Source organism: Mesorhizobium sp. WSM2561 (assembly GCF_000513915.1).
Lineage (GTDB): Bacteria > Pseudomonadota > Alphaproteobacteria > Rhizobiales > Rhizobiaceae > Mesorhizobium > Mesorhizobium muleiense.
The window spans coordinates 111,392-128,176 of sequence record NZ_KI911324.1 but is presented as its reverse complement, the minus strand read 5'-3'; the positions used below and the strand labels follow the sequence as shown (position 1 = coordinate 128,176).

Below are 16,785 nucleotides of genomic sequence, written 5' to 3'. Positions count from 1 at the left end.
CCGTTGGCCGCCCGTCAGGTCGCTATGGCTTTGCCGCTCACCGGCTTCTCCACATCGGCCGTCGCGGTCTCCGGCCGCAGCTTGAACAGGATGAGCAGTGGCGCGGCGATGAAGATCGACGAATAGGTTCCGAAGACGACGCCGAACAGCATCGCCAGCGTGAACGAGCGGATCACCTCGCCGCCGAACAGCACCAGCGCCAGCAGCGCGAGCATCGTCGTCACCGAGGTCAGCGTCGTTCGCGACAGCGTCTCGTTGATGGCGTTGTTCAACAATTGCGGCAGCGGCATCCGCTTGTATTTCCGCAAGTCCTCTCGAACACGGTCATAGACGACGATCGTGTCATTGAGCGAATAGCCGATGATAGTGAGTATCGCCGCAAGCGACGATTGGTTGAATTCGAGACCGGTGATGACGAAGAAGCCGATGGTCATGACCACATCGTGGACCGTGGCGATGATGGCGCCGACCGCGAACTGCCATTCGAAGCGGAACCAGACATAGACCAGGATTCCGAGCAGCGCGATCAGCATGGCGATGGTGCCTTGCTTGGCGAGCTCGCCGGAAACCGTCGGTCCCACCACCTCGACGCGGCGGAAATCGTAATGGTCCTGCAACTCTCCACGCACCTTGTCGATGACGGTCTGTTCGGCGTTCTCGCCGCCCTCCTGCGTGCCGACGCGAATCAAGACGTCGTTCGGGTCGCCGAACTGCTGCACCTGCACTTCGCCGATGTTGAGTTCCGAAAGCCTGCCCCGGATGTCGGCAATATCGGCGGTGCCATCCTTGGCCTGGACCTCGATCAGCGAACCGCCCTTGAAGTCGATGCCGTAATTGATGCCGACCGTCATGAACGCCACGACCGACAGGATCGAGAGCGCGCTCGACAGCGCGAACGTCCAGCGGCGAATGCCCATGAACGGAATTCTCGTGCCGGGCGGGACGAAGGTCACCGGCGCGCGCGGCAACTCCTTCGGGCGGGCGCGGCGAAGCCAGATCGACACCAGCAGCCGGGTGAAGGTGAAGGCGGTGAAGACGGTGGTTAGAATGCCGATGGCGAAGGTTACGGCAAAGCCCTTCACCGGCCCGGTGCCGAGCCAGAACAGCACCACGGTCGCGATCAGCGACGTGACGTTCGAATCGACGATGGTCGCTAGCGCTTTGGAAAAGCCCGTGTCGATCGCCTGGATGACCGAGCGGCCGTTTCGCCGCTCCTCGCGGATGCGCTCGTAGATGAGAACGTTGGAATCGACCGCCATGCCGATGGTCAGCACGATGCCGGCGATGCCGGGCAATGTCAGTGTCGCGCCAAGCAACGACAGCACCGCGACGATCATCGCCACATGCACCACCAGCGCGATGTTGGCAATGAAGCCGAGAAAGCCATAGGCCACGAACATGAACACGACGACGAGGATGGAGCCGATCACGCCGGCGACCTTGCCGGCGTGGATGGAATCCTCGCCGAGCCCGGGGCCTACGGTGCGCTCTTCGATTACCGTCAGCGTCGCCGGCAGCGCGCCGGCACGCAACAGCACGGCTAGGTCGTTGGCGCTCTCAGCGGTGAAATTGCCTGAGATCTGGCCGCTGCCGCCAAGGATCGGTTCGCGGATCTGCGGCGCCGAAATCACCTGATTGTCGAGGATGATGGCAAACAGCTTGCCGACATTCTGCGAGGTGGCCTGGCCGAAACGCGCCGCCCCCTTGGAATCGAACGTGAACGAAACCACCGGCTCATTGGTCTGGGAATTGTACGTCGCCTGCGCATCGACGAGATTCTCGCCAGAAACGATGACGCGGTTCTCGATCAGATAGGGAACCGGCGGATCATCCTGCGAATACAACACCGAGGATCCGGCCGGTGGACGACCGTTGAGCGCGTCCTGCACCGGCATCGACTGGTCGACCATCTGGAAGGTCAGCTTGGCGGTCTGGCCTAGAATGTCCTTCAGCCGTTGCGGATCCTGCAGGCCCGGCACCTGCACCAGAATGCGGTCGTCGCCTTGGCGTTGCACGATCGGCTCGGTGGTGCCGAGTTCGTTGACGCGGCGCTCGACGACTTCGAGCGACTGCGCCAGCGCCGTCGACGTGCGATATTTGATGCCGGCATCGGTGAAGGCGAATTTGAGCAGACCGGACCCGGTATCATCCAGCGACATTTCCTGGACGGAGCCGCCGCTGAACAGGCCGGCGGCCACCGGATCGGTCAATGTCTTCAGCGCCGTCTTGGCGGCTTCGACCTGACCAGGATCGGTGATGCGGACCTGCACGGCCCGGCCTGATCCGGCAAGGCCGGTATAACCGATCTTGGCATCGCGCAGCCGCGTCCTGATTTCGTCGCGCGTCGTCTCCAGCCGATCCTTGATCAGATCGTTCGGATCCATCCTGAGCAGGATATGCGAGCCGCCCTGCAGATCGAGGCCGAGCGTCATCTGGCGCTTCGGCACCCAGTCGGGAAGTTTGGCGAGCGTGCTTGCCGAAAAAAGATTGGGCGCAGCCAGGATCACTGTGGCGGCCACGGCCAGCCAGATCAGGATCATCTTGAAGCGCGAGAAATAGAGCATATGGCGTCGTCCGTCACGGCATTCGGGCGGATCGTTCCGCCTGGAATTGGGTTATTTATAGGCGCTCTGGTTCGCCACTGGCTCGCCGTGGTCCGCACAAAGGTTGATGTCGAGCACAAGGCAGTTCACTTTGATGCTGCCATCGGGCTTTCTTCAACTATTGTCAATCTTGCCGGCATGGGACCAGCGCGCAATGGCATCACGAGATCGTTGGCGCCCCCGTGATACCGGCGGCCAGCCAGATCAGGTTCGTCCTGAAGCGCGAAAATACAGCAAATGGCGTTTGTCGGTCTGGGTGTATCCGCAGATCGTTCGCCGACCATCGGTTTATTTCTTGGCGTTCTGGTTCGCCACTGGCTCGCCCTTGACGCGCACATCGGCGATCGTCGAGCGCAGCGCCGTTACCTTGGTGCCACCGCCGAGATCGATCTCGAGCTCGTTGTCATCGATGACCTTGGTCACCTTGCCGACGAAACCGCCGCCAGTGACGACCGTATCGCCGCGGCGCACCGCCGCCAGCATCTCGCCGCGCTTCTTCAACTGCGTGCGCTGCGGCCGGATGATCAGAAAATACATGATCACGAAAATCAGGACAAACGGCAAAATGCTGATGAACATATCCGGGGAGGTGCCGACGCCTTGGGCATATGCCGGTGTCACGAACATCGAAGTACTCCTGAATTTTGAAAAACAGCCGCCAAACGGGTAATTTGGCGGCCCCGTGAAATTTGGCCGGAATATAGTCGGTAAAGTTGCCAATGCAACTGCGGCCGAGCATTTCAGCTGCTTTTCCGGCTGGTTGAGCCGTGTTAGAGCATGGTCCCGAAAGACGGAGCGCGGTTTTCGAAAAAGATCGTGCCCTAACAAAAGGTTGGAGCCGGTTGCGAAGCCGCCGGAATCGACAGGTTCCGTTGCTTCCTGAATGCAAAAACAAAAGACAAGAATGACCGACAGCACCATCGAAGCCCTGAACAAGAAGCTCGACCGCCTGATCGAGGCGGTCGCCCGCCTCGCCCCGCCGCCGGTGCCGGAAACCGATCTCGGCGCGGCCGACTGCTTCGTCTGGCAGGCTGATCCCGGCTATCTGGAGCCGGTGCGCAAGGTCAACCGCGTCGACATCGGTCTGATCCGCGGCGTCGACCGCGTCCGCGACATACTGGTCGACAACACCGAGCGTTTCGCGTCCGGTTACGCAGCCAACAACGTGCTGTTGTGGGGCGCACGCGGCATGGGAAAATCCTCGCTGGTCAAGGCCGTGCATGCGGCGGTCAACGCATCGGCAAAGCTGGACCTGCCACTCAAGCTCATCGAGATCCACCGCGAGGACATCGACACGCTGCCGAAGCTGATGGCGCTGCTGAAGGCAGCGCCTTACCGTTTTATCCTGTTTTGCGACGACCTCTCATTCGACCACGACGACACGTCCTACAAGTCGCTGAAGGCGGCGCTCGAAGGCGGAGTCGAGGGCCGCCCGGCCAATGTGATCTTCTACGCCACGTCGAACCGGCGCCACCTTTTGCCGCGCGACATGATCGACAATGAGCGCTCGACCGCCATCAACCCGTCGGAAGCGGTCGAGGAAAAAGTCTCGCTCTCCGACCGTTTCGGCCTCTGGCTCGGCTTCCACAAATGCTCGCAGGACGAGTATCTCGACATGATCGACGGATATGTCCGCCATCACGGACTTGCCATCGATCCCGAGACGCTGCGCGCCGAGGCGCTGGAATGGGCGACGACGCGCGGCAGCCGTTCGGGCCGCGTCGCCTGGCAGTACACCCAGGATCTGGCAGGCCGGCTCGGCAAGTCGCTCCAGGATTAGACCATGAACCCGAACCGAAGATCAGCGTAGCAAAAAGTGGAGCCCGGTTTTCGGACAAGATCATGGTCCGGAAAAGCCCCTGAAAAAGCCCGCCCCTTGCGGAGCGGGCTGAGCCGGCGGGCCGGACTGGAGGTCAGGCGGCCCGCAATCGCTTTTCTTGTTCTATTCAAGATGGGTCGAAGGATCGACTTTCTTTATTCAAGATAGGTCGAAGGATCGACCGGCGCCGAATTCTTGCGCACTTCGAAATGCAGTTTCGGCGAGTCGGTGGTGCCGCTCATGCCGGACTGCGCGATTTCCTGGCCGCGCTTGACCTTCTGGCCGCGCTGGACCTCTATCGAACGGGCGTGACCATAGACTGTGACCAAACCGTTCTCGTGGCGCACCAGCACCGTGTTGCCGAATTCCTTGAGGCCATCGCCGGCATAGATGACGACGCCGTTCTCGGCCGCCTTGACTGGCGTTCCTTCCGGCACGGCAATGTCGACACCGTCCTTGCCGCCGCCGAAACTGGAGATCACGCGGCCGCGCACCGGCCAGCGCATCTTGCCGATACCGGTGGCGTTCGGCGCGACCGCGTCGTCGTCCTCGGCCTGCTGGATGACCTTTTCCTTCTTCGGCGGCGTGTAGGCGGCGAGCGTTTCCGACGGCGTCGTCTTCGCCGCAGGCGGGGTGGTGGCAGTTGTTACCGGATCGACCTTTGCCGGCTTGGCGTTGGCAACTGTCGCGGTTCCGCCGGCCGGCACCTTCAATGTCTGGCCGATCTTGAGCAGACCGTCCTGCATGCCGTTCGCCTGCTTCAACGCAACCACGCCGACGCCGGTCTTCCTGGCGATGGCCGACAGCGTATCGCCCTGCTGCACGGTGTAGGAGCCACCGGCACCAGCCGCCTTGGGTGCGGCGTCCTTCGGCTGGCTTGCTGCGGCCGATGCATCCACCTGCGCGGTGGACTTGCCCTCCTTGAGCTTGGGCTGCTGCGGCAGCACGGCGACCATCTCCGGCGCCTTGGCCGGCACATCGTGCTTGGTGTCGTTCGCAGGCTTGGCGTCGGCAAGCTTCGGCGCCGGTTTCTTGCCCGAATAGGCAAAGGCCGGGATGACGATCTTCTGGCCGGTCTTCAGCCCGTTGGTCGCGCTTAGCCCATTGACCTTCATCAGGGCGTCGGCGGGCACGCCGTAGCGCCGCGACAGGCCGGAAATGGTCTCGCCGTCCTTGACGATGATCTCGGCTGCACGCGGTTCGCCGCCCGCCGTCGCCATGCGCGGAGCATCGGGCTGTGACTCTTTGAACGGCTTTGCCACGGTTCCGGTCGCAGTCCGGTCGACCCGGGGAGCGGCTGGCGCCGCAGCGGTGCGAGCCGGACTGGCGGCGGGCGCCGATGCGGTAGCCGGCTGCGCCTGCTCGACCGGCGGCAATTGCTGCGTCGTGACCGGTTCGAGGCTTGAACGGCTTACCGACTGGGTGTGGCTGCCGTCGAGCGGCGCGGCCGAAACCGCGGCGGCATCGCCGGGATAGGGCTGGGCGGCGTCCTGCTTGTCGATGATGGCGCGCTGGTTGTTTGTCGACGACGTGAAGACGTCATCGACGCTGTTGAACCGCGAGACCTGGGAACTGCATCCCGCTGCAGTGCCCGCAACCATCAGGACGGCGATACCCCGCGCCAGGTTGCGTCCGTTTGCCTTCAAAATACTGAATTGCATCGCATTTACCCGCAGATACCCGGTACAGACTGACCGTGATTAAAGCGCGTTAATGTTACCGGCCGGTTAAACCTCTAGAATCAGACGCAAATTTTCTTAAAATATTTAAAGCTGCATCGGACGGGTGTGATTCAGCTGAGGTAAGCCGGAGACGGACCAGACAGGTGAGTTGCGGGCATCACCTGAATATCGACAGATCCTAGATGACGGCGGCTACGCTGCGCAGGATCGGCTGCAGGCGTACCAGACCGATGTCCTCGCGTTCGAAGCGGCTGCCGACCTTGGTCAGTTTGGCCAGCACCTGCTCGCCCTCCTCGGGTCCGATCGGGGCGATGACGATGCCGCCGCTCGACAACTGATCGAGCAGGAAGCGCGGCAGGCTGTCGAAGGCCGCCCATGCGACGATACGGTCGAACGGCGCTTCATTGGCCAGTCCGTTGGAGCCGTCCGCCTGGCGCACGATGACATTGCCGATGCCGAGCGCCTCGAAGCGCTGTTTGGCCTGCTCGACCAGCGTCTTGTAGCGGTCGATGGTGACGACGCGCGCGGCGAGCCGCGACATCACCGCCGCCGTGTAGCCCGACCCGGTGCCGATCTCGAGCACCCGGTTGCCCGGCTCGATGGCAAGTGCTGCGATCACCGCAGCCTGCAGATCGGCGCCCTCGATCGCCTCGCCGCATTCGATCGGCAGCATGCGGTCCGACCAGGCGATCGGATGGAACTGTGCGGAAAGGAAGCCGCGCCGCGGCGTCGCCTCGAAGGCGGCGATCAGCGCCTTCGGCACCACGCCCTTGCCACGCAGGCGGAGCAGGAAAGCGGCGAAGCCTTCGCGGTCATCGGCCGTCGGACCATGGTTCAGGTTCATGCGAGCGCCTTGGTCAGTTGATCGCGGATTTCGTGCGCTGTGAGATCGAGCTGCAGCGGCGTCACCGACACCAGCCGGTTGCGCATGGCATGGAGATCAGTGCCTTGCTTGCCCTCGACCGGCTCGCGGCCGAAGCGCAGCCAATAATAGGGAAGCCCGCGGCCGTCGCGGCGCTCGTCGACCCACAGGCTGTGGACGAGCTTGCCTTGCGAGGTGACCACCGTGCCGGCGATCTCTTCGGGAAGGCAATTCGGAAAATTGACGTTGAGCAGCACGCCGTCCGGCAGCGGCATGGCGACCAGTTTTTTGAGCAGCGCCGGCGCCAGCGCCTCGGTGGTCTCGTAAGGGACGAGGCGATCCTCGCCGACATAGGAATAAGCCTGGCTGAGCGCGATCGAGCGCACGCCGAGCAATGCGCCTTCCATGGCGCCGGCAACGGTGCCCGAATAGGTGACGTCGTCGGCGATGTTGGCGCCGGAATTGACCCCGGACAGGATCAGGTCTGGTGCTGCGGGCAGGATTTTTTTTACGCCCATGATGACGCAGTCGGTCGGCGTGCCGCGCACGGCAAAGTGCTTTTCGCCGATCTTTCTCAGGCGCAGCGGCTCCGAGATCGACAGCGAATGCGCATAGCCGGACTGATCCTGCTCTGGCGCCACCACCCAGACATCGTCCGACAGCGTGCGGGCGATGCGTTCGAGCGATGCAAGGCCCTCGGCATGGATGCCGTCATCATTGGTCAGGAGGATGCGCATTATCTCGATTCGATCTTTTCCAGACCGCCCATGTAAGGCCGAAGCGCTTCAGGAATGGTTACGCTGCCATCCTCATTCTGGTAGTTTTCGATGACGGCAATAAGGGCGCGGCCGACGGCGGTGCCGGAACCGTTCAGCGTGTGGACGAAGCGGTTGCCCTTGCCGTCCTTATCCTTGTAGCGGGCATCCATGCGCCGCGCCTGGAAATCGCCACAGACCGAGCAGGACGAAATCTCGCGATAGGCGTTCTGGCCCGGCAGCCAGACCTCGATGTCATAGGTCTTGCGCGCGCCAAAGCCCATGTCGCCGGTGCACAGCGTCACGGTGCGGAACGGCAGGCCGAGCCGCTTCAGCACTTCCTCAGCGCATTCGGTCATCCGATCGTGCTCGGCAAGCGAGGTGTCCTGGTCGGTGATCGACACCAGTTCGACCTTGTAGAACTGGTGCTGGCGCAGCATGCCCCGCGTATCGCGCCCGGCCGAGCCCGCTTCCGAACGGAAGCATGGCGTCAGCGCCGTATAGCGCAGCGGCAGTTTTTCATGCGGCGTGATGTCTTCGCGCACGAGATTTGTCAGCGGCACTTCGGCGGTGGGAATGAGGCCAAGCCTGCCGTCCCCATGCTGGGCGAAGAACAGATCCTCCTCGAACTTCGGCAGTTGCCCGGTGCCGAAAAGAGCTTCGTCGCGCACCATCAGTGGCGGCTGGATCTCCTCGTAGCCATGCTCGGTCGTATGCAGGTCCAGCATGAACTGGCCGAGCGCGCGCTCCATCCGTGCCAGTCCGCCCTTGAGCACCGTGAACCGCGAACCGGACAGTTTCGCCGCCCGCTCAAAATCCATCATGCCGAGCGCTTCGCCGATCTCGAAATGCTCCTTCACCCAGTTCGGGCGGGCCGGCACCTTGCCGACGGTGCGCTTGACGACGTTGTCGTGCTCGTCCTTGCCGACCGGCACGTCGTCGAGCGGCACGTTGGGCAGCACCGCCAATGCGTCGTTCAGCGCCTTGTCGAGCTCGCGTTCGCGCGCCTCGCCGTTCTGGATGAAGGCCTTGATCTCGCCGACCTCGGCCTTCAGTCTTTCGGCAAGGGCGGCGTCGCCCGAGCGCATGGCGTTGCCGATTTCTCTCGAGGCGGCGTTGCGGCGCTCCTGCCTGGTCTGCAGCTCGGTCAGATGTTCGCGCCGCGCCTCGTCCCTGGCGATCAGATCATCGACCGTGGACTGCGCCTCCGCAGCCGGCCACGAGCGCTTCTGGAGCGCCTCGACAAGGGCCTTCGGATGGTCGCGAATCCATTTGATGTCAAGCATGGTCTGTTCGTCCTCAAGTAGGCTAGAGGGGGCGTAAACCGCATCCTTGACCGATGCAAGATGTGAAGATCGAGTTCCCTCGCGCCCCGCGCTGTCCCGCAAACCTGAAGATTACGGCGATGCCGCTAGGTCGACGACGCGTCCGCCGGCTTTTCGGTAGCCGCTTCCGCAGCCTCCCGCTTCTCGCGCGCCAGACGTTCCCGTTCCTTGCTGCGCTCGATCAGCCGGGCCGACCAGATCGAGACCTCGTAGAGAAGTATGGTGGGAACGGCCAGGCCGATCTGGCTTATCGGGTCGGGCGGCGTCAGAATAGCCGCGACGACGAAGGCGATGACGATTGCCCATTTGCGCTTTTCGACCAGCGCCTCGGACGACAGCATGCCCACCCGCGTCATCAGGCTGGTCACCACCGGCAACTGGAACACCAGCCCGAAGGAGAAGATCAGCGTCATGATCAGGCTGAGATATTCCGACACCTTCGGCAGCAGCGAGATCTGCACCTGGTCGTCGGTGCCGGCCTGCTGCATGGCGAGGAAGAACCACATCACCATCGGCGTGAAGAAGAAATAGACCAGCGACGCGCCCATCAAAAACAGGATCGGCGAAGCGATCAGGAACGGCAGGAAGGCGTTGCGTTCATTCTTGTAGAGGCCGGGCGCGATGAATTTGTAGATCTGCGTGGCGATCAGCGGAAAGGCGATCACCATGCCGCCGAACATCGCCAGCTTGACCTGTGTGAAGAAGAATTCCTGCGGCGCCGTGTAGATCAGCTCGACCTTGTGCGGGTCGAGCCCTGCCCATTGCGTCGCCCATTTGAACGGGATGACCAGCAGGTTGAACAGCTGCTTGGCGAAGAAGAAGCAGAACAGGAAGGCGACGAAGAACCCGCCGATCGACCACATCAGCCGGCGGCGCAACTCGATCAGATGCTCCATCAGCGGAGCCGCCGACTTGTCGATCTCGTCCTTTTCCGAAATGCTCACTTGGCGGCTCCCGCCGTCTTTTTGGCAGCTGCGGCCGGCTTCTTCACCGCTGCCGGTGCAGGCTTCGGCTCGGCCTTTTTAGCCGCGGTCTTTGTCACAGCAGGTTTTGCCGCCGCTGCCGCTGGCTTCGCTCCGGCCTTGGAGGCCGGCATCGCTTTCGCTGGCGCGCCCTTCGTCTTCGCCGCCGACGCCTTTTGCGATGCAGCCGGCGTCGCCGTCGCGACAGGCGGTGTCACCGAACCATCGGTCATCGCCGGAAAGGTCGGCGCCGCCGGCGCCGCTTCCGGGGCTTTGACGTCCGGCAGCACCGTCGCGCCATTGTTCAGCTCGGTATCCTGCGGCGTCGAAGCAGCCGGCGCGACCGGGTCTGCAGCCGGCTTCGGCTTCATCACCGCGTCGACGCCTGAACGGACGTCGGCCGCCGCCTGCTCGAACGGGTTGAGCTGTTTCCTGATCTCGGCGGCCGGATTAAGGCTTCTGAGTGAATCGACCGACTTCTTGACGTCGTCAAGCTCGGCCTCCTTCAGCGCATCGTTGAACTGTTTCTGGAAGTCAGCTGCCATGCCGCGCATCTTCGCCGCCGTGCGGCCGAAAGTGCGCAGCATCTTGGGCAAATCCTTGGGCCCGACGACCACGATCATGACGATCGCGATCACCAGCATCTCGGTCCAGCCGATGTCGAACATGGCGATACGTTCCGACTAAAGTTTTGGGCTCAGCTCTTGCTGGCCTTTTCCTTCGCTGCCGAAACGGTTTCGTCGGCACGGTGCTCGACGGTGCGCTTGTCCTCGGCAACCTCGTCGTCGGCGATGCCCTTCTTGAAGCTCTTGATACCCTTGGCCATGTCACCCATCAGCTCGGGAATCTTGCCGCGACCGAACACCAGCAGCACGATCACCAGCACGATCAGCCAATGCCAAATCGAAAATGAACCCATAACAATCTCTCTCGAAAGGTTTCTCTGACGATGATCTATGCGCTTTCGCGCCGGGATTCAAACACAACCGCGACAGAGTTTATAAATGAGTGGCCGAAGTCACGCAGTTTCGGCGCCTCAGCCCGCTACCTATCGGCGCAGCCGTTAAATACCATCGCTTTCGGCACGTCGCTTGCGGTCAATCTTCCTCGACGCGCGGCGTCAACAGGCCGAGTTCCTCAAGGTCGATGTCGGTCAGCGGATCCTCGTCGTCGGTCAGCGCATCCGGGTCGGCCGGCGGCAGCGGAATGGAAAAATTCGACGGCATGCGGCCCGAAAGCAGCCCGGCACCCTTCAATTCCTCCATGCCGGGGAGATCGCGGATCTCCTCCAACGCGAAATGGTCGAGGAAGATGTCGGTGGTGCCGTAGGTGACGGGACGGCCGGGCGTGCGGCGCCGGCCGCGCATCTTCACCCATTCGGTCTCCATCAGTGTGTCCAGCGTGCCCTTCGAGGTCTCGACGCCTCTGATATCCTCGATCTCGGCGCGCGTCACCGGCTGGTGGTAGGCGATGATCGCCAGCACTTCGAGCGCCGCACGGGAAAGCTTCTTCTGCTGCACCGTGTCGCGGCTCATCAGGAAAGCGAGATCGCCGGCGGTGCGGAACGCCCAGGCATCGCCAACGCGCACCAGATTGACGCCGCGCCGCGCATAAATCTGCTGCAGTTCAGCCATCGCCGCGGCAATGTTGATGCCGTCGGGCAGGCGCCCGGCAAGCTGCTTTTCGCTGACCGGCTCGGCGCTGGCGAAAACGATCGCCTCGGCCATGCGCACGGCTTCCGCCATATGCAACCGCTCGCCAGGATTCTGGGACAAGTTCTGGGCCTGACTTTCTGCCGGCACCTCGGCGAGCACGCCGTCTTCGGTCTCGTCATCGACCTTGAACGGAATGACCGAAGCGTTGGCGCGCTCGCTCATGATGCCACCTCAACTGCCCTGATGCCTTGCGCACGACCGCGCAGATAGAGCGGCGCGAACACCTCGTCCTGCCGCATTTCCATTTTGCCTTCGCGCACCAGTTCCAGCGTCGCCGCAAACGAACTGGCAACCGCGGTACGCCGCTCGCCCGGGTCGGTCAGATATTCGACCAGGAAACTGTCCAGCGCCGTCCAGTCGGCAAACGTGCCGATCAGCCTGTTCAGGATGTCGCGCGCATCCTTGAGCGACCACACGCCGCGCCTGGCGATCGTCACATTGGTGATCGCCTGCTTCTGGCGTTGCGCCGCATAGGCGGTCAGCAGATCGTAGAGCGAGGCCGAATAGGCGTTGCGTTTCTCGACGATGACCATTTCCGGCATGCCGCGGGCGAACACGTCCCGTCCGAGCCGGTTGCGGTTGACCAGACGCGCCGCCGCGTCGCGCATCGCTTCCAGCCGCTTCAACCGGAATTGCAGCACCGCCGCCAGTTCCTCGCCGCTTTCACCGTCGTCGCCGGGTTGCTTGGGGATCAAGAGCTTCGACTTGAGAAACGCCAGCCACGCCGCCATCACCAGATAGTCGGCGGCAAGCTCCAGCCTGAGCGCCCTCACCTTTTCGACGAAGGCCAGATATTGCTCGGCCAGCGCCAAGATCGAGATGCGCGACAGATCGACCTTCTGGTTGCGGGCAAGATGCAGCAGAAGATCGAGCGGGCCCTCGAAACCGTCGACATCGACGACCAGCGCGGGATCGCCGGTCAGCCGCGAATCGTCGTTCTCGGCCCACAGACGGTCCATCGGTGCGGCTTTGCCGGCCTTGCTGTCCAACGTTTCCGCCACTGCCTGTCGCTTTCCTTTGCTTCTATCTTCTTGTTTGACCGTGATCTGTTCCGAAAAACCGGCTCCCACTTTTCGGGATCATGGTCTAGGCCACCGCATCGAAATAGGTGGCGAATTCGGCGCGTATCTCGGCTTCATCAGCCCGATCGCGGTTCTTGATATAGGTCAGCGCCCGTTGCGCGCGTTGCAGCGACGTGCCTTCGAGCCCCGTTGTGCGCGACGCAATGCCGACCATCTCCTCGAAAACGCCGTTGCAGTGAAGGACCAGATCGCAGCCCGCCGCAAGGATCGCCGCCGCCTTTGTCGGGAAATCCCCAGAAAGTGCCTTCATCGAGGTGTCGTCGCTCATCAGCAGCCCGTCGAAACCGATTTCGCCGCGGATGATCTCGTCGATGACCTTGCCGGAGGTGGTGGCCGGGTTCTTCGGGTCGATCGCGCTGTAGACGACATGCGCCGTCATCGCCATCGGCAAATAATTGAGCTCCCTGAACGGGGCAAAATCATGCCGCTGCAAGTCGCTCATCGAGGCATCGACGGTCGGCAGTTCGAAATGCGTGTCGGCAAAGGCCCGTCCATGTCCGGGAATATGCTTCATCACCGGCAGCACGCCTCCCGACATCAGGCCCTCCGCCGCGGCGCGGCCCAGTTCGATGACGGCACGAGGCTCCTTGCCATAGGCGCGCGCGCCGATGACGTCGCTGGCGCCCTCGATCGGCACGTCGAGCACCGGCAGGCAATCAGCTGTGATGCCGTAGCGCAGCAGGTCGAACGCATGCAGCCGCGCCATCAGCCATGCTGCGCGGTTGCCGGCGTCGTGGTCGTTGCGCCACAAGGCGCCGAGCGCGCCACCGGCCGGATAATTCGGTGCCAGCGGCGGCCGCAGGCGCTGCACACGGCCGCCTTCCTGGTCGATGAACACCGGGGCGTCCGGGCGCTCGACACAATCGCGCATCGCGGCGACCAGATCGCGGATCTGCTCGGCCTCGCCGATGTTGCGGGCAAACAGGATGAATCCCCACGGGCATTCGCTGCGATAGAAACTGATTTCGTCGCGTGTGAGCGATTTCCCGGCGCAGCCAAGGATCATGGATTTTGATTCGGTCATGGGCGGGAGTTTAGAGCTTCACGCAGACAAAGGGAATCGCATCGAGCCACATCGCTCGAGCCGGAATCCCTTCCACACAAGGAACTCCTTCCACCATAGAAAACCGGCGCGGTCTGTGACCGCGCCGATTCTTTCGGCCCAAGGGCGGGAGATTTGAAAATGGTTAGCGCGACACGAAACAGTTGCCGCCGGCAGCCTTGTAGTTGGTGCACAGGCTGATCGCATCGTTACGCGACTTCGCCGGGACGCGAACGCGATAGAACGTTCCCTTGCCGGCGATCTCGGCCTTGACGATGTTGGCCGTGTGGCCGGAAAGCACGCTGCCATAGCGACGCTGCAGATCCTGATAGGTCGACTGGGCGCTTTCGACGGTCGGCTGCGAGGCGATCTGCATCGACCACGAGCCACCGCCGGTCGAGGTCGCCGCTGGACTGATGGACGCAACCTGGTCGGGCTTGACCTCACCGACGACGTCGACCGGCTGGTCGGACGGACGCTGCGGCGCCACCGGAACCGTGGCCGGCGTGTTGGCAGGCTGGTTGGTTTGGGCTTCAGCCTCAGCCGTGGGCACGGCGGCCAGATTGACTGCTTCCGGCGCGGCGGTTTCGGCCCGGTCGCCGGCCACTGGCTCGCCCACCGGGTCACCGCCCAACAGGTCGCCACTTGCCTGGTCGGCAACAGACGCTACGGTACCGGTCTGCGCCGCGTCGCCGGCCTGACCCGCCGGGGCCACAAGCTGCGGCGCCGGATCGACAGGCTCGACCGCAGCCACCTGCGATGCCGCAGGCGCCGGATCCTCGCGCGCAACCAGTGAACCATCTGATTTGACCACCATGGTTCTCACCTTGCGTGGCGCAACGGCGACGACATCCGGCTCGATGCCCTGCTCGGCCTCTTGCAGAACCTGGGCGATACGATCCTCGGACTTGGGTGCTGGCGCGGCGGCATCGGCATTCCCGGCCGCTTGCGTGCCGCCGGCCGCTTGCGTGCCGCCGGCCGCTTGCGTGCCGCCGACCACATCGGCGGCTTCAGCCGTGTCGATGTCGTCGGGCGTAAGATCGACCACACGGCTCTGCGGCGGTTCCTTGGCCGCCACGTCCACCGGCTCTTCGGTGTTGGTGACCAGTTTTTCCTGGACCGGTTCGGCAGGCCTCGCGCCCCCCTTGGCCACGGCGTCGTAAACCTTGTTGTCCTGGTTCGGCACGACGGTGCCGCCCGGGTTTTCCGGCCTGACCTTGATCGGTGCGTTGTCCGCCTTGACTATGACCGGCGCATCGGTGCCGCCGTTGCCGCCGAAAGACAGCGCGAAGGCGCCGAGACCGCCGGCGATCGCCACGGCGCCGACGACTGCGGCGACCAGCAGGCCGCGGCTCCGGGGCCTCGCGGCATTCTGCTCGGCCAGGCCCGGAACCGACATGGCCTCATCCAGTTCGGGGTCGTAGTCGAGTTCGTCCAGGGCAAAGTCGTTGGCTTGCGCTTGCGAAACCGGTCGGCCGCTGGGCAAGTCGCCCAGATCAAAGCCGCTGGCGGCATCGGCGTAAGACGCACTGACCGGCGCTGCTGCCGGTCTCGCCGCATAGGTCCGCGTTTCAACGCGGTCGGGCTCATGGCCTGACTGGAACCCGGCCGCTGACTGGAACCCTGCCCCCGGCTGGGGTCCGGCCCCCGGCTTGAATCCGGTATTGTAGGATTCGTCGTCATAGGCCGCGCTGCGCGCCGGCCCGGCAGCGACGTCCACGGCATTCATTTCCGAGAGAAGGTTGGCGAACTCGGTATCGAGATCGTCATAGGCAGGCGCCGGCGGTTCGTCTTCATTGGAGTCGAGTTCCGGAATATCGAGGTCGTCCGCCAGCGCCACGACGCGCTCGGGCACATCGACCGTCTCGACATCGGGCATCTCGTCATATGCAGAGGCTTGTTCGCTTTGCACTGGCGCAGGCGCCGCATCGGCGGCATCGCCTTCGGCTGGCTCATCCTGATAGGCCGGCTCATCCTGATAGGAGGGTGCCGCAGCCGTTGGCGGTGTCGTTGTTTCTGTGGTCGCCGAAGCCGTCGGCTGGGCTGCAAAGGCAGGCTGCGGCTGTTGTGCGACCGGCGTTACGCGGCTCCACGAACGGGCCGGCGCAGGCGCGGCGGAGGGTGCCGCCATCCAGCTGAGCGAATCATTCCGATCCTGCTGTGGAGCGGCGGCCGCAACGTCATCGCCGTCGCCATGATCCAGACCGATGTCCCTGGCGAAGGCGGCGTGCAATGCATCGTCGTCGAAATCGATATCAGCCGGTCCGGCAGCATCTTCAGCGCCGAAATCATGGCCCTCGAGCCCGTCGAGGAGAACGGTGTCGAGATCGGCGTCGGCGGCCTGGACCGCGTCTTCATTCGACTGCTCCGAAAGGTCTTGCTCGTCAAGGCTCCCGGCCAGTTCGTCGGTGGGATCCACTGGTTCGTCGGCGGCTTCTCCAGCCGCGGCTACAGGTTGCTGAACCATGGCGGCCGCGGACGCTGCCACCGGGGCAGCCCGTGCGCTCATGGTGCCCAACAGCGCGTTCAATTCGTCTTCGAGGCTCCGCTCCTCAGCGATGGCGGCTGGCGCCGTCGGTTCGGCTGCAACGCCGGGGGCCTGAGTAGCCGGCGCCTCGGCTTCATCGGCAAGCGTGTCGTCGAAGCTCAATTGAAGATCGTCGTCGAACGCATGTTCCGGGGTCGCGGCGGAAGGCTCGTCGTCCTTGGCGTCGATAGAATCCGGCTCGTCAATTTCTGGCTCGTCGACTTCGACCGGCTCAGCCATGCGAATGTCGAAATCCATGTCGACGTCATCCATGGCGACGTCATCCATGTCGACGTCGGGCATGGTGTCGTGGTCGGCAAAGTCCTCGTCGGACTCATCCGAAACGGCCCGAACGGGCGCAGCAGGAGCTTCAACAGCGGCCTCGATCGGCTCATGCTCGTCGAGCGTCAG

At 63.4% G+C, this 16,785-nt stretch carries 14 protein-coding genes; 1 reads left to right on the top strand and 13 read right to left on the bottom strand.

Translation table 11 applies throughout. The annotated features are described in order from the left end of the window. Positions 1–14 precede the first annotated feature (14 nt). Positions 15–2,564, bottom strand: a complete 2,550-nt coding sequence (gene secDF, locus M727_RS0133965; protein WP_027156222.1) for a protein translocase subunit SecDF — start codon at positions 2,562–2,564, stop codon at positions 15–17. A 327-nt stretch (positions 2,565–2,891) separates the two neighbouring features. Next, positions 2,892–3,230: a preprotein translocase subunit YajC gene (gene yajC, locus M727_RS0133960; protein WP_023802565.1), complete on the bottom strand. Its 339-nt coding sequence runs from the start codon at positions 3,228–3,230 to the stop codon at positions 2,892–2,894. Between the two features lie 277 nt (positions 3,231–3,507). Between yajC and M727_RS0133955 the strand changes: the two genes are divergently transcribed. Then, positions 3,508–4,383 carry an ATP-binding protein gene (locus M727_RS0133955; protein ID WP_027156221.1) on the top strand — a complete coding sequence of 292 codons (876 nt, stop codon included), beginning with the start codon at positions 3,508–3,510 and terminating at the stop codon, positions 4,381–4,383. A 194-nt stretch (positions 4,384–4,577) separates the two neighbouring features. Here M727_RS0133955 and M727_RS0133950 read toward each other — a convergent pair whose 3' ends face one another. The 11 genes from M727_RS0133950 to M727_RS39465 form a co-directional block, all read right to left on the bottom strand. Continuing rightward, the gene (locus tag M727_RS0133950) at positions 4,578–6,083 is read right to left on the bottom strand and encodes a peptidoglycan DD-metalloendopeptidase family protein (RefSeq protein ID WP_027156220.1); all 1,506 of its coding nucleotides are present in this window, start codon (positions 6,081–6,083) and stop codon (positions 4,578–4,580) included. Positions 6,084–6,282: 199 nt separating this feature from the next. Next, the gene (locus M727_RS0133945; RefSeq protein WP_027156219.1) at positions 6,283–6,948 is read right to left on the bottom strand and encodes a protein-L-isoaspartate(D-aspartate) O-methyltransferase; all 666 of its coding nucleotides are present in this window, start codon (positions 6,946–6,948) and stop codon (positions 6,283–6,285) included. Continuing rightward, positions 6,945–7,703 (bottom strand): 5'/3'-nucleotidase SurE, encoded by a 759-nt coding sequence (surE, locus tag M727_RS0133940; RefSeq protein WP_027156218.1) that lies wholly within the window; start codon positions 7,701–7,703, stop codon positions 6,945–6,947. Before surE ends, M727_RS0133945 begins: the two co-directional genes overlap by 4 nt. Next, a complete protein-coding gene (gene serS, locus M727_RS0133935) occupies positions 7,703–9,007 on the bottom strand; it encodes a serine--tRNA ligase (RefSeq protein ID WP_027156217.1) in 1,305 nt (434 codons plus the stop codon). The genes surE and serS overlap by 1 nt, the downstream gene beginning before the upstream one ends. Positions 9,008–9,132: 125 nt before the next feature. Beyond that, a complete protein-coding gene (gene tatC, locus M727_RS0133930; RefSeq protein ID WP_051505874.1) occupies positions 9,133–9,942 on the bottom strand; it encodes a twin-arginine translocase subunit TatC in 810 nt (269 codons plus the stop codon). Positions 9,943–9,986: 44 nt separating this feature from the next. Next, positions 9,987–10,676 carry a Sec-independent protein translocase protein TatB gene (gene tatB, locus M727_RS0133925; RefSeq protein WP_027156215.1) on the bottom strand — a complete coding sequence of 230 codons (690 nt, stop codon included), beginning with the start codon at positions 10,674–10,676 and terminating at the stop codon, positions 9,987–9,989. Positions 10,677–10,705: 29 nt separating this feature from the next. Then, the gene (locus tag M727_RS0133920; protein ID WP_023802572.1) at positions 10,706–10,927 is read right to left on the bottom strand and encodes a twin-arginine translocase TatA/TatE family subunit; all 222 of its coding nucleotides are present in this window, start codon (positions 10,925–10,927) and stop codon (positions 10,706–10,708) included. A gap of 178 nt (positions 10,928–11,105) precedes the next feature. Then, a complete protein-coding gene (gene scpB / locus M727_RS0133915; protein ID WP_027156214.1) occupies positions 11,106–11,885 on the bottom strand; it encodes an SMC-Scp complex subunit ScpB in 780 nt (259 codons plus the stop codon). Further along, a complete protein-coding gene (locus tag M727_RS0133910) occupies positions 11,882–12,682 on the bottom strand; it encodes a ScpA family protein (protein ID WP_051505873.1) in 801 nt (266 codons plus the stop codon). The genes scpB and M727_RS0133910 overlap by 4 nt, the downstream gene beginning before the upstream one ends. Before the next feature lie 127 nt (positions 12,683–12,809). Further along, positions 12,810–13,829, bottom strand: a complete 1,020-nt coding sequence (gene nagZ / locus M727_RS0133905) for a beta-N-acetylhexosaminidase (RefSeq protein WP_027156212.1) — start codon at positions 13,827–13,829, stop codon at positions 12,810–12,812. Between the two features lie 163 nt (positions 13,830–13,992). Continuing rightward, the coding region (locus M727_RS39465) for an SPOR domain-containing protein (RefSeq protein ID WP_036264486.1) at positions 13,993–16,785 on the bottom strand (2,793 nt) is incomplete at its 5' end.